At 63.8% G+C, this 23,674-nt stretch carries 25 protein-coding genes; 15 read left to right on the forward strand and 10 right to left on the reverse strand.

All coding sequences use genetic code 11. From position 1 onward, the window contains the following. Window positions 1-90 precede the first annotated feature (90 nt). From RUGAMON1_RS13505 to yidD (RUGAMON1_RS13515), 3 genes are read left to right on the forward strand one after another with little or no spacing between them, the layout of a single operon-like run. A complete protein-coding gene (locus tag RUGAMON1_RS13505) occupies window positions 91-1,065 on the forward strand; it encodes a thymidylate synthase (RefSeq protein WP_445230993.1) in 975 nt (324 codons plus the stop codon). Beyond that, complete coding sequence (locus RUGAMON1_RS13510; protein WP_445230994.1) at window positions 1,062-1,757, forward strand: alpha/beta fold hydrolase; 696 nt, start codon at window positions 1,062-1,064, stop codon at window positions 1,755-1,757. Before RUGAMON1_RS13505 ends, RUGAMON1_RS13510 begins: the two co-directional genes overlap by 4 nt. Next, window positions 1,754-2,188 carry a membrane protein insertion efficiency factor YidD gene (gene yidD / locus RUGAMON1_RS13515; protein ID WP_445230995.1) on the forward strand — a complete coding sequence of 145 codons (435 nt, stop codon included), beginning with the start codon at window positions 1,754-1,756 and terminating at the stop codon, window positions 2,186-2,188. The genes RUGAMON1_RS13510 and yidD (RUGAMON1_RS13515) overlap by 4 nt, the downstream gene beginning before the upstream one ends. 1 nt (window position 2,189) lies before the next feature. Here yidD (RUGAMON1_RS13515) and RUGAMON1_RS13520 read toward each other — a convergent pair whose 3' ends face one another. Continuing rightward, a complete protein-coding gene (locus tag RUGAMON1_RS13520) occupies window positions 2,190-2,543 on the reverse strand; it encodes a cupredoxin domain-containing protein (protein WP_445230996.1) in 354 nt (117 codons plus the stop codon). A 6-nt stretch (window positions 2,544-2,549) separates the two neighbouring features. Continuing rightward, a complete protein-coding gene (locus RUGAMON1_RS13525) occupies window positions 2,550-3,431 on the reverse strand; it encodes a metallophosphoesterase family protein (RefSeq protein WP_445230997.1) in 882 nt (293 codons plus the stop codon). Between the two features lie 174 nt (window positions 3,432-3,605). On the opposite strand from RUGAMON1_RS13525, the gene RUGAMON1_RS13530 reads away from it, so the two are divergent. The 7 genes from RUGAMON1_RS13530 to RUGAMON1_RS13560 all read left to right on the forward strand — a co-directional run bounded on the left by RUGAMON1_RS13530 (window position 3,606) and on the right by RUGAMON1_RS13560 (window position 9,774). Next, window positions 3,606-4,142 (forward strand): sigma-70 family RNA polymerase sigma factor, encoded by a 537-nt coding sequence (locus RUGAMON1_RS13530; protein WP_445230998.1) that lies wholly within the window; start codon window positions 3,606-3,608, stop codon window positions 4,140-4,142. After that, a complete protein-coding gene (locus RUGAMON1_RS13535; RefSeq protein ID WP_445230999.1) occupies window positions 4,132-4,917 on the forward strand; it encodes an anti-sigma factor family protein in 786 nt (261 codons plus the stop codon). Before RUGAMON1_RS13530 ends, RUGAMON1_RS13535 begins: the two co-directional genes overlap by 11 nt. A gap of 60 nt (window positions 4,918-4,977) precedes the next feature. Then, window positions 4,978-5,700 carry a hypothetical protein gene (locus RUGAMON1_RS13540; protein WP_445231000.1) on the forward strand — a complete coding sequence of 241 codons (723 nt, stop codon included), beginning with the start codon at window positions 4,978-4,980 and terminating at the stop codon, window positions 5,698-5,700. 2 nt (window positions 5,701-5,702) lie between these two features. After that, window positions 5,703-6,182 (forward strand): membrane protein insertion efficiency factor YidD, encoded by a 480-nt coding sequence (yidD, locus tag RUGAMON1_RS13545; protein ID WP_445231001.1) that lies wholly within the window; start codon window positions 5,703-5,705, stop codon window positions 6,180-6,182. After that, on the forward strand, window positions 6,179-6,664 hold the full coding sequence (locus RUGAMON1_RS13550) for a dihydrofolate reductase (RefSeq protein WP_445231002.1): 486 nt from the start codon (window positions 6,179-6,181) through the stop codon (window positions 6,662-6,664). The genes yidD (RUGAMON1_RS13545) and RUGAMON1_RS13550 overlap by 4 nt, the downstream gene beginning before the upstream one ends. A gap of 36 nt (window positions 6,665-6,700) precedes the next feature. Next, entirely contained in the window at window positions 6,701-7,321 is a 621-nt protein-coding gene (locus RUGAMON1_RS13555; protein ID WP_445231003.1) for a DUF4337 domain-containing protein, read from the forward strand. Between the two features lie 200 nt (window positions 7,322-7,521). Next, on the forward strand, window positions 7,522-9,774 hold the full coding sequence (locus tag RUGAMON1_RS13560; RefSeq protein WP_445231004.1) for an Orn/Lys/Arg family decarboxylase: 2,253 nt from the start codon (window positions 7,522-7,524) through the stop codon (window positions 9,772-9,774). A gap of 155 nt (window positions 9,775-9,929) precedes the next feature. Here RUGAMON1_RS13560 and RUGAMON1_RS13565 read toward each other — a convergent pair whose 3' ends face one another. Continuing rightward, entirely contained in the window at window positions 9,930-10,091 is a 162-nt protein-coding gene (locus RUGAMON1_RS13565; RefSeq protein WP_445231005.1) for a hypothetical protein, read from the reverse strand. Between the two features lie 85 nt (window positions 10,092-10,176). Here RUGAMON1_RS13565 and RUGAMON1_RS13570 point away from each other — a divergent pair, with 85 nt between their 5' ends. Genes RUGAMON1_RS13570 through RUGAMON1_RS13580 form a run of 3 tightly spaced genes read left to right on the forward strand, consistent with a single transcriptional unit; the run spans window position 10,177 to window position 14,133 of the window. Beyond that, window positions 10,177-11,847 carry a DUF1800 domain-containing protein gene (locus RUGAMON1_RS13570; RefSeq protein WP_445231006.1) on the forward strand — a complete coding sequence of 557 codons (1,671 nt, stop codon included), beginning with the start codon at window positions 10,177-10,179 and terminating at the stop codon, window positions 11,845-11,847. A gap of 10 nt (window positions 11,848-11,857) precedes the next feature. Then, window positions 11,858-13,294, forward strand: coding sequence for a DUF1501 domain-containing protein (locus RUGAMON1_RS13575; protein WP_445231007.1), 1,437 nt, complete (start codon window positions 11,858-11,860; stop codon window positions 13,292-13,294). A gap of 32 nt (window positions 13,295-13,326) precedes the next feature. Continuing rightward, window positions 13,327-14,133: a lipid II flippase Amj family protein gene (locus RUGAMON1_RS13580; RefSeq protein WP_445231008.1), complete on the forward strand. Its 807-nt coding sequence runs from the start codon at window positions 13,327-13,329 to the stop codon at window positions 14,131-14,133. Between the two features lie 19 nt (window positions 14,134-14,152). On the opposite strand, the gene RUGAMON1_RS13585 is transcribed toward RUGAMON1_RS13580, so the two are convergent. The 4 genes from RUGAMON1_RS13585 to RUGAMON1_RS13600 all read right to left on the reverse strand — a co-directional run bounded on the left by RUGAMON1_RS13585 (window position 14,153) and on the right by RUGAMON1_RS13600 (window position 17,203). Continuing rightward, on the reverse strand, window positions 14,153-14,947 hold the full coding sequence (locus RUGAMON1_RS13585; protein WP_445231009.1) for a PEP-CTERM sorting domain-containing protein: 795 nt from the start codon (window positions 14,945-14,947) through the stop codon (window positions 14,153-14,155). 156 nt (window positions 14,948-15,103) lie between these two features. After that, entirely contained in the window at window positions 15,104-15,979 is an 876-nt protein-coding gene (locus RUGAMON1_RS13590; protein WP_445231010.1) for a dioxygenase family protein, read from the reverse strand. A 13-nt stretch (window positions 15,980-15,992) separates the two neighbouring features. Then, on the reverse strand, window positions 15,993-16,652 hold the full coding sequence (locus tag RUGAMON1_RS13595; RefSeq protein ID WP_445231011.1) for a hypothetical protein: 660 nt from the start codon (window positions 16,650-16,652) through the stop codon (window positions 15,993-15,995). A 29-nt stretch (window positions 16,653-16,681) separates the two neighbouring features. After that, window positions 16,682-17,203, reverse strand: a complete 522-nt coding sequence (locus tag RUGAMON1_RS13600) for a Spy/CpxP family protein refolding chaperone (RefSeq protein ID WP_445231012.1) — start codon at window positions 17,201-17,203, stop codon at window positions 16,682-16,684. A 206-nt stretch (window positions 17,204-17,409) separates the two neighbouring features. On the opposite strand from RUGAMON1_RS13600, the gene RUGAMON1_RS13605 reads away from it, so the two are divergent. Next, window positions 17,410-18,102 (forward strand): response regulator transcription factor, encoded by a 693-nt coding sequence (locus RUGAMON1_RS13605; protein WP_116990876.1) that lies wholly within the window; start codon window positions 17,410-17,412, stop codon window positions 18,100-18,102. Window positions 18,103-18,105: 3 nt separating this feature from the next. Further along, window positions 18,106-19,656, forward strand: a complete 1,551-nt coding sequence (locus RUGAMON1_RS13610) for a HAMP domain-containing sensor histidine kinase (protein WP_445231013.1) — start codon at window positions 18,106-18,108, stop codon at window positions 19,654-19,656. A gap of 8 nt (window positions 19,657-19,664) precedes the next feature. Here the strand turns inward: RUGAMON1_RS13610 and dcd are convergent, their stop codons facing one another. From dcd to RUGAMON1_RS13625, 3 genes are all read right to left on the reverse strand, one after another. Beyond that, window positions 19,665-20,231 (reverse strand): dCTP deaminase, encoded by a 567-nt coding sequence (gene dcd / locus RUGAMON1_RS13615; RefSeq protein WP_026334698.1) that lies wholly within the window; start codon window positions 20,229-20,231, stop codon window positions 19,665-19,667. 55 nt (window positions 20,232-20,286) lie between these two features. Continuing rightward, window positions 20,287-21,120 (reverse strand): alpha/beta hydrolase, encoded by an 834-nt coding sequence (locus RUGAMON1_RS13620; protein WP_445231014.1) that lies wholly within the window; start codon window positions 21,118-21,120, stop codon window positions 20,287-20,289. Between the two features lie 76 nt (window positions 21,121-21,196). Further along, window positions 21,197-23,650, reverse strand: coding sequence for a DNA internalization-related competence protein ComEC/Rec2 (locus tag RUGAMON1_RS13625; protein ID WP_445231015.1), 2,454 nt, complete (start codon window positions 23,648-23,650; stop codon window positions 21,197-21,199). Window positions 23,651-23,674: the final 24 nt, after the last annotated feature.

A 23,674-nucleotide genomic window follows, 5' to 3' on the forward strand; every position in this document is an offset into this window, starting at 1 on the left:
CTGGGCGGCCATGTGCTTTCATGCGCGCCGCCTGATAAAATAGCCATCTTTCCGGGCCGTCGCGGCCCGTGCACCATGTTGGAGAATTGAATGCAGCAATACCAGGAACTGATCCAGACCGTCCTCGATACGGGCAGCTGGCAAGACAACCGCACCGGCATCCGCACCCTGAGCGTGCCGGGCGCGATGATGCGCTTCGACCTGCTGAACGACGGCTTCCCCGCCGTGACGACCAAAAAACTGGCATTCAAATCCGTGGTCGGCGAACTGTGCGCCTTCCTGCGCGCCTCCAGCAGCGCCGCCGACTTCCGCGCGCTGGGCTGCAAGGTCTGGGACCAGAACGCCAACGAGAACAAGCAGTGGCTGGACAATCCGTACCGCCTCGGCGAAGACGACCTGGGTCCGGTCTACGGCGTGCAATGGCGCCAATGGCCGGGCTTCAAACTGATCGCCGTCGACCAGCCGGCGCAGATCGCCGACGCGCAAAAGAACGGCTTCCGTCTGATCTCGCAGATCGAAGACCAAGGCGTGACCAAGGTCCTGCTGCACAAGGCGATCGACCAGCTGCGCGAATGCCTGGACACCATCGTCAACAATCCGGGCAGCCGCCGCATCCTTTTCCACGGCTGGAATCCTGCGGTACTGGACTCGGTCGCGCTGCCTGCCTGCCACCTGCTGTACCAGTTCATTCCGAATCCAGCCACGCGCGAGCTGTCGATGTGCCTCTACGTCCGCTCCAACGACCTGGGTCTGGGCACGCCGTTCAACCTCGCGGAAGGCGCCGCGCTGATGCACCTGGTCGGCCGTCTGACCGGCTACACGCCGCGCTGGTTCACCTACTTCATCGGTGACGCGCATATCTACGAAAACCACATGGACATGGTCAAGGAACAGCTGACCCGCACGCCGTTCCCAGCGCCGCAGTTCCGCATCTCCGACCGCGTGCCGGATTTCGCCAAGACCGGCAAGTACGAGCCGGAATGGCTGGAAAAAGTCGAGCCGTCGGACTTCTCGCTGGAAGGCTACCAGCACCACGCGCCGATCACGGCACCGATGGCGGTATGACGCAACTGGACTTCATCCCCGGCACGCTGTGCGACGAAAGGATGTGGTCCCGTTTGACGCCGTTGCTGGGCAGCGGCTTCGCGTTCAACTACGTCCCGCTGCACAAGGCGCGCACACGCTTGGAGATGCAGGAGCTGATCGCGGCGCACAGCGCGCCGTCGGCGCACCTGGTGGCGTTCTCGCTGGGCGCCTATCTCGCCATCGAGTACGCGCTGCTGCATCCCGAGCGCGTGCAGTCGCTGGTGCTGATCGCAAATTCGGCGCGCGGCCTGAGCGAAACCGAGATACAAACCCGCCGCCGCATCATCCCCATGTTGAAGAACAATGCCTACACCGGCATGACGCGCATGCGCCTGCGCGAGCTGCTGCATGAGACGCATCTCGGCGACCAGTCCATCATCGACATCATCCAGCAGATGGCGCTGGACCTGGGCAAGGATGTTCTGCTGGCGCAGTTCACCGCTTCGATGGAGCGGCCGGACCTGATGGAGCGGCTGACGGAAATCACCTGCCCGGTGCTGATCGTCGGCGCAACGGGCGACCAACTGGTCGACCCGGCCCACCTTCGCGAGATGCAGCGCCACCTGCCCGACGCCCGCCTGAACCTTCACGACGACACCGGCCATATGATCCCGCTGGAGGCCCCGCAAACGCTGGCCGCCGACATACTGGCGTTCCATCACGCCGCATGAAACGACTCGCCCTCGCCGCCATCGCGTTCTATCGACGCCACCTGTCGCGGTTAAAGGGCTTTTCCTGCGCGTTCAGCGTCTACACCGGCCGCGATAGCTGCTCCGCTTACGGCCAGCGCGTCATCGCCAGGCATGGCCTGGTCCTCGGCCTGATGCTGCTGAACCGCCGCATGAACGCCTGCGGCGACAAGCATCGCCAGCATCGCCCGCCGGCGATGCGCGCCATGAGCGCGCGCCACCGTGCGCAGGCCGGTTTTTGCGACCCGTCCTGCGACCTGCCCGACCTGTCCTGCGTCGGAGACGCCTGCGATATCGCCTCATGCGCGGGCGACATCGGCAATTGCGACATCAGAGGTTGCCGCGACCAAGGGCGCAACCGCAAGAACAAAGACCCTTATGTACGCGTCTACCCTACGGAGGGACTGGAATAACTCAGGCCTTGACGATCAGCGTGCCGGACATCTCCTCATGGCCGCTGCCGCAGAAGTTATCGCATAAAAAACCGAACTGCCCGGCCTCCTCCGGCTTCAGTTTCACCCGCACGGGTTTGCCGATCACCAGATCGGCGCGGATCTTGAAGTCCGGCAGGCTGAAGCCGTGCGGGAAGTCCAGCGCCGTCAGTTCCAGCACCACCGCCTCGCCCTTCTTCAATTCGATCACGTTCGGCGCGTAGCGGAACTTGCGGGCCTCGATCTTGATGACCCGCTCCTTCGCCTTGGCCTGCACCGCGCCCAGGGCGACCAGCGCCAACGGCGCGCACATCAGCATTCTACGTTTGCTCAACATGTTGATTTATCCTTTCATCGCTGGGAATTCGGTGATCTGATACGCCACCGGCTTCATCTCTGCCTCCACCTCGCGGAAGCCCAGACCCTTGCCGGGAGCTGCGGGGTCCCACGGCAGCGGCGTGCGCTTGTCCTGCGAACCCGGCGCCGGCAGCGGGAAGATCAGCGACTTGGCCGCGTGATGCGCGATGTGGCCGCTCATATGGTGATTCTCTTGGTGGATATGGCCATAGAACACCGTGACGTTCGAATACGGCATCAGCAGCGCCATCGCCTGCTCGCCGTCGCGCGTGGCCCAGTCCCATTTCGGCGCCAGATCGAACAAAGGCCGGTGCGTCAGCACGACGATGCGCGCGTCCTGCGCCTGTTTCGCCAGATCGGCCTTCAGCCACGCCAGTTGCGCCTCGCCGATGCGCGCGCCGGGGTCGGAGACGTTGTCGATGGCGATGAAGTGCACGCCCTTGTGATCGAAGCTGTAGTGCGTGGGCCCGAAGAACTCCTGGAACGCCGCGCCGTTGTCGAGCGAAGCGTCGTGCTCGCCCGCCAGGAAGTGCACGTCCTTGACCTTCAGGCCGCCCACGATCTGCTTGAACTCCGCCATGCGCCGGCGGCGCTCGGCCGCGTCGTCGGTGGTGTGGGTCAGGTCGCCGGTGAAGACGATGAAATCGGGCGGCGTCGTCAGCGCATTGACGCTCTCCACCGCCTGCCTGAGCGTGTTCTGCGCCTCCGGATTGGCCGGGCCCTTGTAGCCCCAGTGCGAGTCGGACAGCTGCACAAAGTAGAAATCCTCGTAGCCGGCGGCGGCCATGGCCTTGCCGTACAAGCCGGACATGAAGACGGCGCCGCCGCCCACTGCGCCCAGCCTTAAAAATCCTCTGCGATCGATCATGATGTACTCCGTGGTGTGGTTATCAGGACGTCGCCGCGACATGGCATAATCGGCAAGCGACGGTCGTACCGGCTAAAACCCGGATCACGGCCCGGATATTCCCGATTATTTTTTTATTTCTCAGGCGGGAATAAAACCGCACCGGACGGAGTCTTCATCCACTGGACCACTGCAATGGATAAGTTTTTGGGCGACGACGACAAAACCGCACGGTTCGAGGCGATGGCCATGCCGCACCTGGACGCGGCCTACAACCTGGCCCGCTGGCTGACCCGCAACGAGCATGACGCCGACGATCTGGTGCAGAGCGCCTATCTGCGCGCCTTCCGCTTTGCCGACGGCTTTCGCGGAGGCGACGTGCGCGCGTGGCTGCTGACCATCGTGCGCCATACCTACTACAGCGCGCTGCGCGACGGCCAGGCGCAGCGCGGCGATGTCAGCTTCGATGAGACGCTGCACGGCGACGATGAGTCCACCGATCCGGCCGCCATCGTCGCCAGCCGCGACACCGGCCGCAGCGTCAACGCCGCGCTGGCCCAGTTGCCGCAGGCGTTCCGCGAAGTGCTGGTGTTGAAGGAGATGGACGATCTGTCGTACAAGCAGATTGCGCAGGTGACTGAAACGCCGATCGGCACGGTGATGTCGCGGCTGGCCCGCGCGCGCAAGCTGCTGCTGGCGTATCTGAAGCACGGAGGACAGGATGGAATCTAAGCACAGCCAGGAAATGCTGTCGGCGTATCTGGACGATGAACTGAGTGCGGCCGACCGGCGGCAGCTGGAGGCGCATTTGTCGGGCTGCGCCGATTGCAGCGCCGCGCTGGAGGAGCTGGAGGCGCTGCGCGGGCGGATCGGCGCGGAGGCGAGCCGCCATGCCGCGCCCGAGTATCTGAAGCACCGCATCCACGCCGCGCTACGCGCCGAGCCCGCGCACCGGCCGCGCCGCCCGGCCCTGCGCGCATGGCCGTGGGCGTGGATCAACCTCGGCCTGGCGGGAGCGGCGACGGCCGCCTTTGCCGTCACGCTGACGCTGTACCTCGGCCAGCCGACAGCCAACGAGCGCATCGAGCAGGAACTGGTGGCCAGCCACTTCCGCGCGCTGATGCCCAACCACCTGGCCGACGTGGCCTCGACCGACCAGCATACGGTCAAGCCCTGGTTCGCCGGCAAGCTGGATTTTTCGCCGCCGGTGTTCGACCTGGCGGAGCAGGGCTACACGCTGGTCGGCGGCCGCCTCGATTATCTTCAGCAGCGGCCGGTGGCGGCGCTGGCCTACCGCCACCGCCAGCACATCCTCAACCTGTACATCTGGCCGGACGCCCGCGCCCATGCCGGCGCCCCGCAGGCGAGCATGCGGCAGGGCTTTCACCTGCTGCGCTGGTCGCAGGACGGCATGCAGTACTCGGCCGTGTCGGACATGAACCCGCAGGACCTGGCGCAGTTCGCCGGCCAGCTGCGCCAGAAAGTGGCGCAGGCCGACGCGCAGTAGAGGACGCGGGTTTTCGCAGCGGCGTGCTATTGTGGCTTGTTTAATTGATCACATTAGAACATGAACAAAAAATTGATCGCGTCCATCGCCGCGCTGGCGCTAGTCGTGCTGGTATTGGTAGTCAACCGTCGCCCTGCCGATACCGCCACCCCGACGCCGCGGGTGGTGGCCGGCGCTCCGGTCGGCCCCAGGGCACCGGCGGCCACTGCCGTCGCCGAGGAGGCGCCCGCCAAGGCCATGGAAGTGGAACAATCACTGAAAGGCAAGGACTTCCTGTTGGAGGTGACCGCGCCGCCGATAGAAACGATACGCTTCCTGTCGATCACCATGAGCAATGGGCAGTCCGTCAGCAAGTACAAAGCACTACACGGCAGCCAGGCCAGCGCTATGTCCGACGCGAGGTTCGCGCCTGCCCATAACTTCGAGCTCAAGACAATCATTCCTGGCGAACCGCGCGAGCAGATCGTCTGCAAAGGCTCGGAAATGCTGATGCGCGGCGAAGGTATGCTGGGCCATTACATGATGTTCCGCATTGAAGGCGACACCCTGCAAGAGCTTGTCCAACTCATCATTGAGCGCGACCGCGAGGATGGCAATGGTCCGCCGCCGCAAAAACTCAAGGCCACCGTCGAGGAATCCACGCGCGACGGCCAGCCGGCCCTCGTCTACCGGGTCAAGGTGGAGCAGCAGCCGGAGCGTACTATCGTCTTCCGCTGGAACGGCAAGTTCTTTGAGGACGCTAGCGGCGAATACGCGAAGATAGAAGCCGAATACAATCCCTGACGATGAAACGCCCCGCCCTCGCCGCCATCGCGGCCTACCAACGCTACCTGTCGCCGCTGAAGGGCTTCAGCTGCGCCTTTCGCGTCCATACCGGCCGCGACAGCTGCTCCCAGTATGGCAAGCGCGCCATCGCCCGCTACGGCACGGTGGCCGGCTTGCTGCTGTTACGCCGCCGCATGGACGATTGCGGCGACCTGCACCACCGTCATCGGCCGCCGCGCCCGGCCCTGTCGGCGCGCCATCTCAGGCAGGCAGGCTTTTGCAGCTGGGGCGAGGTGTTCGAGTTCGGCTGCGACTTCTTCGCCGACTGGGCGCGCAGCGCCCGCTGCTGCAGCTGGCGCTACAGCACCCTGCCGACCGAACTCGACGACAACTATCCCGGCAACTCGCCCCGCCGCGCACGGCGCAAGAAATCGGCGACGCCGAAAAAGGCCAAATTGAACGATAATGTCGGCTCTGCATCTGATAGCATCAAAAAATGAGCACACTGACCATCATCGTCGCCATGGACGCCCAGCGCGGCATCGGCATCAACAACACCCTGCCGTGGAAGCTGCCGGAAGACCTCGCGCATTTCAAGCGTTTGACCACCGGCCACCCGATCATCATGGGTCGTAAAACGTTTGATTCGATCGGCCGTCCGCTGCCCAACCGCCGCAACATCGTCATCACCCGCAATCCCGACTGGCGCCACGACGGCGTGGAAGCGGTCGGCTCGGTCGAGGCGGCCCTGGCGCTGCTGGACGGCGCCACCGGCTTCGTCATCGGCGGCGCCGAGATCTACCGACAATCGATGCAGCTGGCCGACCAGTTGATAATCACCGAGATCGCCCGCACCTACCAGTGTGACGCCTTCTTCCCCGAGCTGGACGCCAGCGTGTGGCAGGAAACCGCGCGCGAGCGGCATGCGTCGGAAGCGGCCGATTTGCAGTACGCTTTTGTTACACTGCGCCGCAAGGCCTAAGTCCCAATCTTCAACCTCATCAAGGATCAACAGCACATGTCAGGCGACGGTTTTCACGTACACGGACCGCACGATCACGCGGTCGAACACGCTGCCCACGGTAGCGATGGCTTTTCGAACAATATTGCCGTCATGACGGCCATCCTGGCCACCGTCGGCGCCACCTTCGGCTACCTGGGCGGCGCCACGCAGAATGACGCGGCGCTGTTCAAGAACAACGCGGCCATCGACAAGACCCAGGCCGCCAACAGCTGGAACTACTACCAGGCCAAGTCCAGCAAGCAGAACCTGGCCGAGCTGGCGATGTCGCTGCCGGGCATCGATCCGAAGAAGTACGAGGCCGACATGGCCCGCTACAAGACGGAAAAGGAAGACATCAAGAAGGAAGCCGAAAAGTGGGAGGAATCCTCTAAAGAGTGGAACCACAAATCGGACGAAGCCATGCACGAGCACCACCAGTGGGCGCTGGCCACCACCGCCGAGCAGATCGCCATCTCGCTGGCCGCCATCACCCTGCTGACCCGCAAGAAATGGATGATGGGCCTGGCCTACGGCGTGGCCGGCGTCGGCATCGCGCTGGGCGCGTTTGCCTGGTTCCACGTCGATCCGGTCGGCCAGATGCTGGCCAAACTGGGCGGCGGCGCGGTCGGGCACTAAGGCGTAACAACCGGTGTAATACCGTCGTCATAGTATTGCGGCAATCTTGTCTGGATTTTTGCAATATTTTTTTCCCGCAGCGGCCCCATTTCTGCGAGAATCCCGTTCTTATTTTTTTTCTGCGGCTGCCGGATCGGTGGTCGCGCCCTAGTCCGCCCCTCCACACAAGTCAGGGGCGGCTTGCTTTTTTGGAGACATGCATGAAATTTCGTTTCCCCATCGTCATTATCGACGAGGATTTCCGTTCCGAGAACACGTCCGGCCTGGGCATTCGCGCCCTGGCCGATGCAATGGAAAAAGAAGGCATGGAAGTGGTGGGCGTGACCAGCTACGGCGACCTGTCCCAGTTCGCCCAGCAGCAGTCGCGCGCCTCGGCCTTCGTGCTGTCGATCGACGATGAGGAATTCGGCGGCGGCTCGGTCGAGGAAACCGACACCGCGCTGAAGTCGCTGCGCGCCTTCGTCGAGGAAATCCGCTACAAGAACGCCGACATCCCGATCTACCTGTACGGCGAAACCCGCACCTCGCGCCATATCCCCAACGATATCCTGCGCGAGCTGCACGGCTTCATCCACATGTTCGAGGACACCCCGGAGTTCGTGGCGCGCCACATCATCCGCGAAGCCAAGTCCTACCTGGACGGCCTGTCGCCGCCGTTCTTCCGCGCGCTGGTGCACTACGCCAACGACGGTTCCTACTCGTGGCACTGCCCCGGCCACTCGGGCGGCGTGGCCTTCCTGAAGTCGCCGATCGGCCAGATGTTCCACCAGTTCTTCGGCGAAAACATGCTGCGCGCCGACGTCTGCAACGCCGTCGAAGAGCTGGGCCAGCTGCTCGACCACACCGGCCCGGTGGCCGCGTCCGAGCGCAACGCCGCCCGCATCTTCAACGCCGACCACTGCTACTTCGTCACCAACGGCACCTCGACCTCGAACAAGATGGTCTGGCACTCGACGGTGGCGCCGGGCGACATCGTCGTGGTCGACCGCAACTGCCACAAGTCCATCCTGCACTCGATCATCATGTGCGGTGCGATTCCGGTGTTCCTGATGCCGACCCGCAACCACCTGGGCATCATCGGTCCGATTCCGCTGGAAGAGTTCACGATGGAGAGCATCCAGCGCAAGATCGACGCCAACCCGTTCGCGCGCGAAGCGGTGAACAAGAAGCCGCGCATCCTGACCATCACCCAGTCGACCTACGACGGCGTGGTCTACAACGTCGAAACCCTGCGCGAAATGCTCGACGGCCGGATCGACACGCTGCACTTCGACGAAGCATGGCTGCCGCACGCCACCTTCCACGACTTCTACAAGAACATGCACGCGATCGGCAAGGACCGTCCGCGCGCCAAGGAGTCGATGATCTTCTCGACCCAGTCCACCCACAAGCTGCTGGCCGGCCTGTCGCAGGCCTCGCAGGTGCTGGTGCGCGAATCGGAGTCGGTCAAGCTGGACCGCGACGCCTTCAACGAGGCCTACCTGATGCACACCTCGACCTCGCCGCAGTATTCGATCATCGCCTCGTGCGACGTCGCCGCGGCCATGATGGAAGCGCCGGGCGGCACCGCGCTGGTGGAAGAATCGATCCTCGAAGCGCTGGACTTCCGCCGCGCGATGAAGAAGATCGACCAGGAATGGGGCAAGGACTGGTGGTTCCAGGTGTGGGGCCCGGACAAGTTCGCCGAAGAAGGCATCGGTTCGCAGGAAGACTGGATCATCAAGGCCGAGGACGACTGGCACGGCTTCGGCAAGCTGGCGCCGGGCTTCAACATGCTGGACCCGATCAAGGCCACCATCGTCAACCCCGGCCTGTCGCTGGACGGCCAGTTTGCCGAGACCGGCATTCCGGCGTCCATCGTCACCAAGTACCTGGCCGAGCACGGCGTGATCATCGAGAAGTGCGGCCTGTACTCGTTCTTCATCATGTTCACCATCGGCATCACCAAGGGCCGCTGGAACACGCTGCTGACCGCCTTGCAGCAGTTCAAGGACGATTACGACAAGAACCAGCCGATGTGGCGCATCCTGCCGGAGTTCGCGGCCGCCAACCCGACCTACGAAGGCATGGGCCTGCGCGACCTGTGCCAGCAGATCCACGATTTCTACAAGGCCTACGACGTCGCGCGCCTGACCACCGAGATGTACCTGTCGGACATGATCCCGGCCATGAAGCCGTCGGACGCGTTCGCCAAGATGGCGCACCGCGAGATCGAGCGCGTCGCCATTGACGAGCTGGAAGGCCGCATCACGTCGATCCTGCTGACGCCTTACCCGCCGGGCATTCCGCTGCTGATCCCGGGCGAGCGCTTCAACAAGACCATCGTCGACTACCTGCGCTTCGCGCGCGACTTCAACGAGCGCTTCCCCGGCTTCGAGACCGACGTGCACGGCCTGGTCAAGCGTGAAGTGGACGGCAAGCGCGGTTACTTCGTCGATTGCGTCAAGCAATAAACAGCAACCACGGCCCGTCAACCGCCGGCACCGAATGCGTTCGGGCCGGCGGTTTTTTTTGCACTAGAAATTTTATGTTGCGTATAATTAACATTTCCCGAGAAAATTTGTTATTTGCATCATCATAACTTCATCTAAAATTTGCGCTTCATCTGTCAAAATCGGTCAAAAATCCAATGTTGCCACGCGGAATTGAAATTGGTTTTGTCTTGATAGTTGAGCTCTTTTACAATCGCCCCTTTTGGAATTCCAAAAGGCAAAAGCATGAAGTTCACTTTACTGAAATCAGCATCCGGGCTGGCAGTAGTCTTGGCCATCAGCGCTTGCGGCGGCGGAACGCCTGATCCCGCCCCATCCCGCCCCCCCGTAACCGCAGGCCTCAGGATCAGCTCAGGGGGTAGTTTGGCGGCCGGCACTGCCGCTAGTACCAACGAAAGCCGGCGTGGCGCCGGGCCTAGTGCGCCACTCACGCCGGCAGAACCTATTTCGCCGTCACCCACCGGCCCAGTCAATCCGCTCACACCGGCCGCAGCCGCACAGTTCCTGGCCCAGGCCACGTTCGGCCCGAGCGCCGCATCCATCAGTGCACTCGTGTCCAGCAGTAAAGAGGACTGGATCACGGATCAATTCAAGAAACCTCAGTCACTACACCGCAGCTACGTGCAAAACCTCGCACCCTCACTGCCAGCTGTCATCGCCCTGTCACCCAATCAAGTGTATGAATCGTTCTGGAAACAGGCTGCGACCGGCGATGACCAGCTGCGACAACGCGTCACCTTTGCACTCTCGCAGATATTTGTCATTTCCACTGCGGAGGACCGTCTTTATTCTCACCCAGCTGGCGTCGCAAGTTACTACGACATGTTAGGTCATAGCGCCTTCGGCAATTTTCGTGACCTGCTGCAAAACGTAGCGCTGCATCCAATGATGGGCATGTATCTGAGCCACATGCACAATCAAAAAGAAGACGGCACCCGGCTACCGGACGAAAACTTCGCCCGTGAAATCATGCAGTTGATGACGATCGGCTTGTATCAGCTAAATGCCGACGGCAGCCTGAAACTTCAAAATGGGCGGCCGGTCGAAACCTATAGGCACGAAGACGTCGCTGGTCTGTCCAAGGTATTTACCGGCTGGAGCTGGGCCGGGCCCGACCTCAGCGCGAACCGTTTCTATGGCGCGGCCGTTGACCCGGCGCGCGACTGGACGCCAATGCAGAACTACCCGGCCTTCCATTCGACGTCGGCAAAAAGCTTCCTTGGTACGCAACTGAGCGGAGGCAACGCCACGGTCGAGCTCAAGGCAGCGCTCGACACGCTGTTCCTGCACCCGAACGTTGGTCCCTTCATCGGACGCCAGTTGATCCAGCGCCTGGTCAGCAGCAACCCGAGCCCTGCCTACGTCAGCCGGGTGTCGGCAGCCTTCGCGAACAACGGCTACGGCGTGCGCGGCGACATGCGTGCGGTCATCCGAGCAGTGCTGCTTGCCCCTGAAGCGCAAGACACCGGCGCCGCGAAGAAGCTGCGTGAGCCGGTACTGCGCTTGGCGAACTGGATGCGCGCCTTCAACGCAAAGTCCGCCTCGGGTCACTTCCAGATAACCACCACGGACAGCGTCCTCGGCGCGCTGGCCCAGACACCGCTGCGCTCACCGTCGGTATTCAACTTCTTCCGTCCCACCTATATGCCGCCGAACACGTCACTGTCGGCACAGGGCCTGGTGGCGCCGGAAATGCAGATCACCGGCGAGCCGTCCGTCACCGGCTATCTGAACTTCATGCAGGAAGTCATACCCTACGGGGTTGGCGCTCTCGGTGATGTCAAGGGCGACTATAGCGCCGAAATGGCCTTGGCCGCGCAGCCGGCATTGCTGCTCGACCGCCTTAATCTATTGCTGCTCAGCGGGGGAATGTCGACCACGCTGCGCAACCAGATCATCAGCACGCTGAACACCATCACGCTGCCAGTCGCCAACAGCAGCAACGCAAGCGAGGTCGCCAGTGCCCGTAAAAATCGGGTTTGTATGGCGATTTTTCTGACCATGGCATCTCCCGAATACCTGGCCCAACGTTAAGGAACCAATCATGCACTTCGACTCACCTACACGCCGCCAGTTTCTCGGAAAAATGCTAGCACTGGCCGGTGGCAGCAGCCTACCGTTCACCCTCAACCTTGCAGCCATGGGCAACGCCGCCGCCGCCGACGCCACCGACTACAAAGCCATCGTATGTCTTTTCCTCAACGGCGGCAATGACCATTTCAACACTGTGCTGGCCACCGACAGCACCTCCTGGAACACTTATCGACGCATCCGCACCACCGCCGACGGCGGCTCCATCGCCTTGCCAGCCGTAGGTGCCACAGGCGGCGTCCTACCCGTCGTACCAAATTCACCGCAAGCGGGACGCACATTTGCGCTCCACCCATCGATGCAGCCGCTGAAAGAGCTGTTTGACGCCGGCCGCGTCGCCGTGCTGGCCAACGTTGGCACCCTGATCGAGCCGGTGACCCTGGCACAGTACAAGGCTGGCGCCGCGGTCCTGCCATCGCGTCTTTTCTCGCACAACGACCAGCAAGCAATGTGGCAATCGTCACAGACCGAGCAAGCTGGCGGCCCCGGCTGGGGCGGCCGGCTCGGCGACTTGCTGGCCGCGAGTAACGGCAATGCCTCCTTCACCTGCATCTCGACCGCCGGCAACGCGACATTCTTGAGTGGCCGTTCGGTGCGCTACTATCAGCTAAGCGGCGCCGGCGCCGCACCGATCAATAAACTCTCCGGCAGCATGTTCGGTGCCCCCGCCTCCGCCAACCCCTTGCGCCAGATCGTGGCCGGCGACTACAACGATCCCTTCCAAAAGGAATATGCCGCTGTCACGGCACGCGCGATCGATTCCCATGCCGCCTTGGCGAGCGCCATGTTGGGCGCCGGCGCAACTGGGGTCGCCAATCCCCCCCCTTACATCAATCCGAACACCGGGGCGACCAGTGTGAATCCGCTCGCAGTGCAGCTGCAGACAGTGGCCCGCGTCATTGGCGCCCGCAACGCATTGGGGCTCAAGCGCCAGGTGTTCTATGTCAGCCTGAGCGGCTTCGACAGCCATGATCTGCAGGCGCGCAATCAAGCCGACCTGCTGGCCAAGGTGGCGCACGCCATGGCCTACTTCGACGGCGTCATGGCGGGGCTGCAAGGCGCCGACATGCGCAAGCAGGTGACGCTGTTCACCGCCTCGGACTTCGGCCGCACCTTCACCAGCAACGGCGACGGCACCGATCACGGCTGGGGCTCGCACCACTTCATCATGGGCGGCGCGGTCAAGGGCAAGAACATCTACGGCCACATGCCGGACACCGGCCTGGGCCACGACCTCGACGTCGGCTCCGGCGCGCTGCTGCCGACCACCTCGGTCGACCAGTACGGCGCCACGCTGGCCAGCTGGTTCGGCCTGTCGGCCACGCAGATCGCCGATGTGTTCCCGAATATCGGCAACTTCAGCACCCGCAACCTCGGCTTTATGGGATGATGCCGGATCTGTAACACCCGCCCGCGCGCCCCATGGACAAGCAACTGGTCTTCATCTGTTTTCTGACGTTTGTGATCCACATCATCGGCACCCTCGCCTACTCGGTGAGGATAGCCGGGGTGCGCACCCGGCGCATCGCCGTATCGCTGGCCTTGTTCAGCATCCTGGTGCTGGTGTCGCGCACCTCGAATTCCTTCCTCGGCCCCTTCCTGGCCAAGCGCATCGAACTGAGCCTGGCCCAGCCGCTGGCGGCCGACCATGTGCTGTCCGACCTGCGCTGGCTGCTGCTGGCGGCCACGCTGGCGACGCTGGCCGGGGCCATCCTGATCCCGACCTTCCAGCGCGTGTTCTGCCGCGCGGTCGAGCATTTCCAGGTGCACCGCTCGGTGCCCAAGCTGCTGCTGCACGGCTTCTTCAAAGGTGGGCTGTCCTACGTGAAGGACGTGGCGGCCATGCCGTCGCCCGACAATGTGCGCGGGCTGCGCGACAGCGGCAGCGTGTCGATGTCGGTGACCTTGCTCAACGTCGGCGCGGTGGCGCTGTGGACCGTCGGCGTGTTCGCCTCGCTGTATGCCGGCGTGCTCGATCCCGAGGTGCGGGTCACGTCGAGCACGCTGTCGTCCATCATCAACGGCGGCGCCACCGTGATGATGGCGGTGTTCATCGATCCCCATATGTCGGGCATGACCGACGACGTGGTCGAGGGCCGCGTCAGCGATACACAGTTCCGCCGCGCCGTCGTATGGCTGGTCGGCAGCCGCCTGGCCGGCACCTTGCTGGCGCAAATGCTGCTGGTGCCCTCGGCCGCGCTGATCGTCTGGGTGGCCAAGGTGCTGTAACAGCTTGGAACGTGGAAGGCTACGACCGGCGCCGTTTATTTCGCAGCGCAACGGCGCCCACCAGCGCACATCCCAGCAGCAGCATGGCATATTGTTCCGGTTCCGGGACCGGGGCCGCCAGCGGCGCCGTATAGACCGTCAGCTCCAACAACACGGCGATGCCAAAGGCATGCGCAGCAAAGAACTGGTCGTCAACGTAATCGTACCCTTCGCCGCTAATCCACCGCTCGCGCAGTCCTGCGATAGCTGTCACCATCAGGTTTTGATCCAGATGCAGCAAGAACGGGTTCTGCAGAGACATGACCGGGCTATTCAACGTCACCCAATTCCCCGATTCCCCATTCAAATTTGACTGCTCCAGCGAAGACCTGTCGTAAATCGTGGAGCCGTCGATCGATTTTGCGGTCATGGTCAGCGTGAAGTCGGCAGAGGCGACGCCTGCGGTATTGACGTGAAGCGAGGGGTCGGGAATGATCACCGGATAGTTGTTAACAACCTCGGACTGGAAGAAGGTCGACAGCGAGTAGCCTGTTACGGTGTAGCCCGCCTTCGCTGCAATCTGGATATCCTGCTGATAGAGACTGCTTCCCGTTCGCCCCCCTGCGAAAAAGACGGCGCCGGTATCCGCCGTGTTATACCCGCCAAATCCCGTTGTTATCTGGGTCGCCCCTGGATTGTCGTACTCGAGAGTTGCATAAGGTGCACTGGAATCGTAGGTAAGAGCATTGGTATCCAGATGCGATTCATAGGCGCTGGCGCAGCTGGCCGCCAGCATGAGGGAAAGACTTGCGACTACGCGGGAAAGTGATTTCATGGACCGGTCCTTGGCTTCAAGAGAGTATCAAAAGAATACCGTATATTGTCATTTTGAAAACAACGCAACGCAGATTAGCATGCGGATGCATTGTTGACAACGATTAATTAACGGCAAGCGTCTCCAGTCTGCTCCGGCGGCCCAGGCGTCATTCAATCAGGCGCTCACTCCCACCGTCAACGTCACCACGTAGCCGTCGGTGGCGTTGCCGGTGACGGCGGCCATTTGCAGGGAATAGCCGTCGCTGAAGACCATGTCGCTGGCGTAGCTGATCTGCGCCAGGTTGCGCACGCTGGCGCTGTAGCCGCTGGCGGCGTAGACCTCGTTGAGCGTCGCCATCGGGAAAGTGAACTGCGAGGTCTTGACGCGGTTGGCCGCGCTGCTGCTCTTGGCCAGCGTCGGATAGACCTCGAAGTGTACGTGTGGCATGCGGCCCGAGTAGCAGCCCGGGAAGATGGTCTGGAACGTCAGGTTGCCGTTGCTGTCGCTGGCCTGCACCCCGCGCAGGTAGTTCTGGTCGGTGACCCCGTTCGAGTACAACGAGTAGTTGCCGTCGCGGTCGCAGTGCCACAGGTAGACCGCGTAGCCGGACAGCGCCGCGCAACTGCCGTTGGCGTTGACGATCTGCAGCTTGATGGTCAGCGGCACGCCGGCCGCGACGCCGGTCGGGCCGTTGAAGCTGCTGCGGATGTCGCTGCGCACCACGCCCGACTGGGTCAGCACATTGACCACGCCGCTGTTGTTGCTGTTGGTGCCGTCGCCCGGATACGGGCCGCCGGTTTCCTCGGGGATCACCGCGCACGAGCCGGTTGGCGTTGTAGTTGTCGTGGTGGTGGTGGTGGCCGTGCTGGTAGTAGTCGCGCTGCTGGTGTCGCTGGCCGATGAGCCGCCTCCGCCGCAACCAAGGACCGGCAGCGCCGAGGCGCCAGCCAGCAGCCAGCGCAAGCTCTGGCGACGGTCGCTGACCAGGTTCAGCATGGCGCTCAGGTCGGCCGCCAGGCTATGTTCGTGGGTGTCGTCGTGGGATTGCATTTTTTCTCCTTGTTTATACCGTGGTGTTGACCAGGTTGCCGCTGGTCCCGTTGCCGCCCGCCTTGGTCGACAACGCCTGCAGGAATGCCGCCAGCTTGGTGTTGGCGTCGGTGCTGGCGGTGCTGTCGGCGCCGGCGCTGGCGCCGCCGCCCAGCTTGTCGAGCAGGTTGGCGAAGCTGCTTTCCAGCTGGCTGACAGCGTCGCTGTCGTCCGTGCTGTCGGTGCCGCCCGAGTCCAGTTTGGAGAGCAGGCTTTGCAGATCCGACTCCAGCTTGCCCGGGCCGCCGGGGCCGCCTCCCTGCTGCGCGTCGCCATACGCCGGCGCCTCGCTGCTGCTGGTGTGCTGCGCGTGCAGCGCGCCCATCAGGCTTTGCAGGAAGCTGCCCAGCGCATCGGCCACGGTGCCGCTGCTGTCCGTGGTGTCGGCGCCGTCGGCACTGTTGCTGGAAGTCGAGCTGCCGGTGCTGCTGGTGCTGTTGGTATCGCTGGCGTCGGTGATGCCGATCGATTTCAACGCGTCGGCGATGGCCGAGACGAAGCCGCCGCCATCGGGCGGACGTGGCGGCGGTGCGCCGCGCGTGGCCTCGGCGCCGCTGCTGGCGCTGGCACTGCTCAAACGGCTCAGGAAGCTAAGCTGGCTGGTGTTGCTGGAACTCAGGGCGCTAATCGACATAAGATTCTCCGTTCAATGGTTCAGGGACATCAGGGACTCGGCATGCGGCGGGCTTCGCCTTCGGCCTGCTTCTTGCGCTGCTCCGCGGTCAGCACGGCCAGCAGCTTCTGTTGGGTACGCACATGCTGCAAGGCGATGTTGGCCATCGCCGTCGCGCCATCCCTGGCCAGCGCTGCGGCCTTGGCGTCGTCGTACCGGTCGGCGCTGCCCAGCGCGCGCAACGCCTCGTGGGCCTTGGCGGCGGCCTTGCCCTGGTCGCGCAGATACGGTTCCTGCGCATGCAGAATGGCGAACACCTGGTCTTCCTGTGCCTCGCTCAGTTCGATACCGTGGACAAACGGCGGACGGCCGTGGTGGAAGCCCGGTACGGGACCGCGGTTGCCGGCGCCATGCTCAGGGCCGTCGTGCTCGGCGCCCTGCCTCATCATCGGTGGACGGACGCCGTCGTCGCCCAGGTCATCGGCACGGGCGGCGCCGCCTGCGGCGAACAGCGGCAGCGCCATGGCGGCAGCCAGCAAGATATTGTGTAAGCCGTTTTTTGGAGTTTTCATGCAAACAATCCTTGGTTGGTAGGGAGCAGCCATTCTCTGGCCGCCCCGTGTAAAGCGCCGTAAGCCCCGGGTAAATCGATGTAAAGATGGCCGTTTTGACACGTAATTGGCATTGAGCAAGGCGTTGTAAATCGGGGTAAAAGACCGCCGGATGCACCTGCGGGGCTGTTATGATCGGCCCATTGACATAGAAAGAAGCATGCGGCATGAAGAGCAAAGTACTGCTGATAGACGACGACATCGAACTGGTGGGCATGTTCAAGGAATACCTGGAACAGGAAGGCTTCGACGTTAAAATGGTGCACGACGGCGAAGCCGGCACCGCCGAGGCCTTCACCGGCCTGTATTCGATCGCCATCCTGGATGTGATGATGCCGCGCATGAACGGCCTGGAGACGCTGCGCCGCATCCGCACCAACAGCCAGTTGCCGATCCTGATGCTGACCGGACGCGGCGACGACACCGACCGCATCGTCGGCCTGGAGCTGGGCGCCGACGATTACGTGGCCAAGCCTTGCACCCCGCGCGAGCTGACCGCCCGCATCCGCGCCATCCTGCGCCGGGCGCAGAGCGCGCCGCTCGACAACGGCACGCCGGCCGCGCTGACCGTCGGCCAGCTGACCATGTGGCCGGAACAACGGCGCGCGGCCTGGGCCGGCGACAAGCTGGAACTGACCAGCACCGAATTCAACCTGCTCGAAGTGCTGGCACGCAACGCAGGCCGTCCGGTCAGCAAGAACGCCTTGTCCGAGCAGGGCCTGGGCCGGCCGCTGGCGCGCTTCGACCGCAATATCGACGTCCACCTGAGCAGCTTGCGCCACAAGCTCGGCACCATCGCCGACGGCCGCTCCTGCCTGCAAACCGTGTACCGCCTGGGCTATCAGCTGATCAAGGAGTAGCCCGTGGGCCGTTTGTTCTGGAAGTTTTTCGTCTGCATCTTGCTGGCCCAGCTGACCGCCACGGTTGGCATCGGCGGCGCCGTCTGGCTCAAGAACCGCGATCAGCAAGCCAGCCAGGCCAACGACCTGGACACCAGCCCGCCGGCAGAAATGGCGATCGGCTCGGCCGCCGCCACGCTGGAATTCGGCGGCGTCAAGGCGCTGCGGCGTCTGCTGGAGGGGATGGAACGGCACAAGGTGTTCGCGGTCGACGAACAGGGCCATGAGCTGTTGGAGCGCACCGTCAATGCATCCATGCTGCGCGAATCGCGCGCCTTGCTCAAGCAGGAAGGCAAGCGCCGCGTGGTGCGCCAGGTCGCCGACCTGGAAGGGAAACGATATATATTGTTTATACCATCGCACGGCCTCGGCCTCGACCGCCCGCTGATGGCGGGCCTGGGCAGCACCCAGATGGCGCTGCAAGGGGGACCGACTCCACGCGGCGGCCGGCCCGACGGCGCCGGCCAAGCTCCGGGCCCAGGTCCGGGCCCAGATTCCGGCCCCGGCTTCGATCCCAGCCACGCCGGCGCCGCTCCCGACGCCCCGCCGGGCAACGACCGCGGCTACGGCGGTCCGGGCGGCCCTGGCGACATGCGCGGCCCGCGCTTCCAGCCGCTGACCCTGTGGGTGCCGGTCGCCGCCGCCACGCTGGCCAGCCTGTTGTTCTCAATGCTGCTGGCCTGGTATTTTTCACGGCCGATCCGCGCCCTGCGGCTGGCCTTCGACGCCGCCGCCGGCGGCGACCTGGCGCCGCGTTTCGGCGCGACCGGCAAAGGCAAACGCAACTCCGAACTGAACGACCTCGGCCGAGACTTCGACCGCATGACGGCGCGCCTGCGCAGCCTGATCGACGGCCAGACCCGCTTGCTGCACGACGTCTCGCACGAACTGCGTTCGCCGCTGGCGCGCTTGCAGGCGGCGATCGGCCTGGCGCACCAGCAGCCGGAAAAGCTGGCGGCCTCGCTGGAGCGCATTGAACGCGAGAGCGTGCGCATGGACAAGCTGGTGGGGGAATTACTGACGCTGGCGCGCCTGGAAGCAGGCGCCATCAAGGCCAGCCAGGAAGAAATCAGCATGGCCGAACTGCTGGAGCAAATCGCCGACGACGCCAACTACGAAGCATCCAGCCAGCAGCGCAGCGTGGTGCAGGAAGGCGAAGCCGACGTGCTGGTCGCCGGCCAGGCCGACCTGCTGGGCCGCGCCATCGAGAACGTGGTGCGCAACGCCATCAAGCACAGTCCCGAGGGCGGCGTGGTGCAGCTGCAAACCCGCGCCCTGCCCGACGCCCGCAGCCTGAGCATCCGCGTGCTCGATCGCGGGCCGGGCGTGGCGCCGGCCGAGCTCGACACCATCTTCCAGCCCTTCTTCCGCTCCAGCAGCGCCAGCACCGAAGGCCACGGCCTCGGCCTGGCGATCGCCCAGCACGTGATCGAAGCCTACGGTGGCAGCATCAAGGCCAGCAACCGCGCCGGTGGCGGCCTGTGCGTGGAAATGATACTGCCTGTGAAAGCCTGAACCAGTTCTTAGGCCTTAGGCAACGTTACGCCGTGCTGGCCCTGGTACTTGCCGTTGCGGTCCTTGTACGACACGTCGCACACTTCGTCGCTCTCGAAGAACAGCACCTGCGCGCAGCCTTCGTGCGCATAGATCTTGGCCGGCAGCGGCGTGGTGTTGGAGAACTCCAGCGTCACATAACCTTCCCATTCCGGCTCGAACGGCGTCACGTTGACGATGATGCCGCAACGCGCATAGGTCGATTTGCCCAGGCAAACCGTCAACACGCTGCGTGGAATGCGGAAGTATTCCATGGTGCGGGCCAGCGCGAACGAGTTCGGCGGGATGATGCAGACATCGCTCTTGATATCGACGAAGGAGTTCGAATCGAAGTTCTTCGGATCGACGATGGTGCTGTTGATGTTGGTGAAGACCTTGAATTCATCGGCGCAACGGATGTCGTAACCGTAGGAAGACGTGCCGTAGGAGATGACCTTGCGGCCGTCTTCCTGGCGTACCTGGTCCGGGAAGAACGGCTCGATCATCCCATGCTGCTCCGCCATACGGCGTATCCATTTATCACTTTTAATCGTCATCGCGAGGCATTCCTAAAGTTCAGGGGCGGCGCAACAGCGCCGAATGCCCAAGATTTTACGCGAAAGCCTGCTTTTTAAGAACTTTTTTACCAGATTCACCCAACAGCCCGGCGATCATCTCGCGGGTCGCCTGCGCCGCCAGCGCCGGCGACTCCATCGGGAACAAATGTCCGCCCGGCACAATGCGGAAATGCTTGCCCACCAGCGCCTGGGTGTGGCCGAGGCCGGACTGGCTGGTTTCCCAGGAGTCGGTGCCGCCGATGAAGCCGATCGGCGCCGGGAAGCGCCCCCGCACCAGTTTGGGCAGATGGTGCGGCAGGCTGGCGTAGATCGCGGTTTCCACTTCGCGGGTAAAGCGCAGCTGCACGCCTTCCGGATGCGGCTTGAGTCCGCTTTCCATGTAATCGGCCAGCACGCCCGGCGCCCACGCCGCGAACAGGTCCTTGCCGGCGAAGTGCTGGTAGGCGGCCCGCGCGTCCGGCCACACGTTGCGGCGGCGGATGGAGAATTTTGCCGGCGGCACGCGGTTGGCGTTGCCGCTCATTTTGATCAGGCGCCAGAACAGCGCACGCCATCCGGCCACCACCGGCGCATCGAGCATGACGACGCAGCGCACCAGGTCCGGCCGGGCGTGCGCCACCATCAGGCTGAGCATGCCGCCCAGTGAATGGCCGACCAGGATCACCGGCTCGTCGTAACGCTTGGTGAGTTCGTTGATGTATTCGTCGACCAGCTCCGGCCAGCCGTCGCTGACCGGGTAGCGCGCGCTGTGGCCGTGCATGTCGAGCGCCTGGATATCGAAATCGTCGGCCAGCAGCTCGAAGTACTGGCGGTACACGCCCGCCGGATAACTGTTGGCGTGGGCAAAATGCAGCTTGGGCTTGTTCACAAGCGGTCTCCGTGTGATTGTTTTCGGGCCATTGTAATGGCAGTTACCCCGGCGGGCTTGGGGGAAAGGCTCTAATTTAGCGATCGTACCAGTAGCGCGCGTTGGTCTGGCGCCAGGAGCTGATCGCGACGGCATCGCCAAAATCCAGTATCAGCGCGCCCGCCTGGTCGGTGCGCAGGCGTTCGATGTGTAATTGACCATAACGCTCGTAGACTTCCGGCTTGGGATGGTGGTAGCGATTTCTATAACCGACCAGGAACAGCGCGGTCTGCGGGTGAACCGCCAGCAGGAAAGCTGGGGTGGACGAGGTGCCGCTGCCGTGGTGCGGCGCCAGCAGCACGTCGGCTCGCAAACCGGCGCCGTCGCGTTGCACCAGCGCGGCCTCCTGCGCGGCTTCGATGTCGGCGGCCAGCAGCATCGACCGGCCGCCGGCCGTGATCTTCAGCGTGCAGCCGCGCGCATTGGGTTTGAGCATGGCGTCGGCGTAGCTGGCCGCCGGCGGATGCAGCAGCTCGAAGCGCACGCCGTCCCAGTCCCAGCGCTGGCCCGCCGCGCAATGCAGGTGCTGCCGCGCTGCCCTGGCGATCGGATGCATGGGCGACAGCGAGGACAGCACCCAATCCACCTGCACTCCATCCAGCACGGATAAGGCGCCGCCGGAGTGGTCGGCGTCGCTGTGGGTGACGATCATGCCATCCAGGGCGGCGATGCCGCGCGCCTTCAGATAAGGCAGGATGACGCGGTTGCCGGCATTGGAGGTGGGCGAGTACGCGGGGCCCGTGTCATACAGCAGGCGGTGCCCGCTGGTCTCGATCAACAGCGCCATGCCCTGCCCGACGTCGAAGGCGGTGACGGTCATGCGGCCTGGCGCTGGATGCGATGGCTCGGCGGCGAGCAGTGGTATCCAGCTCGCCAGGCCTAGCCAGCGCACCGGCCAGCCGCGCGGAGCGAGCAACCAGATGGTGCCGCCCATGGCCCAGCAGAACAACCAGAACGGCGGCGTCGGCGCATTCCATACGGCGTAGCGCAAGCCGCTGAACCATTGCAGGCAAGCAGCCAGCCATTCCACCAGCAGATGCGCAAGGCCCAGCACCGGCGCCGCCAGCCACGCTGGCAGCATGCTGCCGACCAGCGCGAGCGGCGTGACCACAAGGCTGATCAAAGGGATCGCCACCGCGTTCGCCAGCGGACTAACCACCGACACCTGGGCGAACAACAGCATCGTGAGCGGCACCAGGCCAAAGGTGACCGCGTACTGCGTGTGGGCGCCGATGCGCAAGGCCTGCCATAGCTGCTCACGGCGCGAAGGGCGAGGCACATCTTTGTTGTGCGGCGCAGGCCGCCGTGTGGTGCGACCGACGGTCGCATACAGAATGGTGGCGACGGCGCCAAACGACAGCCAGAAGCCCGGCCACAACACCGCCCAGGGATCGATCAGCACCACCACGCCCAGTGCGCAGCACAGCACATGCGACACGCTTGCAATCCGGTTCATCCACAGCGCGGCGGCAACTACCATCAGCATGTACAAGGTGCGCTGCGCGGGCACGCCGAATCCGGCCAGCAGGACATAGAACAGCGCGACCGTCGCGCCGATCAGCGCCGCCACTTTTTGCGCGGGCAGCAGCAAAGGCAACTGCGCGCGTGTGAAGAAGGAGTGGCGCCACAGATTGAAGGCGGCCAGCGCGAACAGCCCCGCCACCATCGTGATGTGCAAGCCCGAAATGGAGATGAGGTGGCCGATGCCGGTCCGGTTGAAGACATTCCAGTCCGATTGATCGATGCCGCGCTGGTCACCCACCACCAGCGCGACGATCACGCCAGCATACGGCTTGCCTGGCAGCGCGGCCAGTATGCGCGCCCGCAGTAACGCGCGCGAGTGCTCGATCACGTCGCCGGCGCTGAAAACGAAACTGTCGAGTCGCCGGTTGTCCGGTGCAGGTCGCACATAGCCGGTCGCGCGCAGGCCTTGTTCCAGCAGCCACGCTTCGTAGTCGAAGCCATATGGATTGGCGTTGCCGTGCGGCCGTTGCAGGCGCACTGTCAGTTGCCAGCGCTCGCCCGGCTGCACGTCGCCGATTTCATTGACCTGATCGCGAAATCCGGCATACCATGCCAGCGAGATATGCGGCGGAACGGTGTCCTGCGGCCGGCCCAGCACACGCTCGACCGCGAAATTGAAACGCACGCCCTGATCGAAGCGGTATGGCAAATTGTCGATGGTGCCGACCAGTGTGAAGTCGCGGCCTTCGTCGGCTGCCGCCAACTGCGGCGCCAACACGCGGTGAGCCATCCACGCGGCCCAGAAAAATCCAATCGCACCGCCGGCCAGCAGCGATGCCCCACAACGCAGCGCGTTGTCCCACCGCGCGCCAAGACGCCACATCCACCGCCCCAAGCGGGTGTGCCGCGACAGCAGCCACGCCGCCATCAAAAGGCCCGCCACCAAGCCAGCCGACGCGGACGGCAACGCCGCCTGCGTTTGCAGCCACGCCGCCCCTGTGGCGAAGCCGATCGTCACCGCCCTCATCGCCTTGTCCGGCCAAGCGGCCGC

Origin of the sequence: Duganella rhizosphaerae, from assembly GCF_040364205.1 — a bacterium.
GTDB lineage: Bacteria > Pseudomonadota > Gammaproteobacteria > Burkholderiales > Burkholderiaceae_D > Rugamonas > Rugamonas rhizosphaerae.